At 63.4% G+C, this 688-nt stretch carries 1 protein-coding gene; it reads right to left on the bottom strand.

From position 1 onward, the window contains the following. The coding region (locus IB235_RS24800; protein ID WP_225612628.1) for an IS256 family transposase at window positions 1–688 on the bottom strand (688 nt) is incomplete at both ends.

The raw sequence follows: 688 nt of genomic DNA, 5'->3' as shown, positions 1-688 counted from the left end.
CAGAAGTTCAGGCTGTGGCGGACCAGATGCAGTGAGCCAGCGAAGGCGCCATCGGTCCGAGCCCGCTGGCGAACGCAGGTTTGAACCATGGCGTCCGGAAAGGCGGCGGTGATCGCCTCAGGAAAGCCCTTCAGCCCGTCCACGACCGCGATAAGGATGTCCTGAACACCCCGGTTCTTCAGCTCGTTCATCACCGACAGCCAGAACTTGGCGCCCTCGTTCTCGGCGATCCACAGGCCCAGGACCTCGCGCAGGCCGTCGCGGGTGACGCCAAGGGCAATGTAGACAGCCTTGTTTTTGACCGTGCGGCTGTCGGCATCGCGGATCTTCACCCGCAGCGCATCAAAGATCACGATCGGATACATTCGGTCCAGTGCCCGGCTCTGCCATTCCCGAACCTCGTCCAGAACGGCATCCGTGACGCGGCTGATCAGGTCGGGGGAAACCTTCAGGCCGTAGAGATCGAGCAGATGCGCCTGGATGTCGCGCACCGTCAGCCCGGCGGCATAGAGCCCGATGATCTTGTCATCCATGCCGTCAATGCGGGTCTGGCCTTTCTTCACCAGCTCCGGCTCAAAGCTGCTGTCGCGGTCACGGGGCACAGCCACCGGCAGTTCGCCGTCCTGGCCCTTCAAGACCTTGGTCGACGAGCCGTTGCGCCGGTTCGCTTGGCCCGGAGGTGCTTCCT

It is taken from the genome of Paracoccus sp. PAR01, from assembly GCF_014851995.1.
In the GTDB taxonomy this organism is placed as follows: domain Bacteria; phylum Pseudomonadota; class Alphaproteobacteria; order Rhodobacterales; family Rhodobacteraceae; genus Paracoccus; species Paracoccus litorisediminis.
The sequence above is the reverse complement of the archived record's forward strand: the minus strand, read 5'-3'. Positions and strand labels throughout refer to the sequence as shown.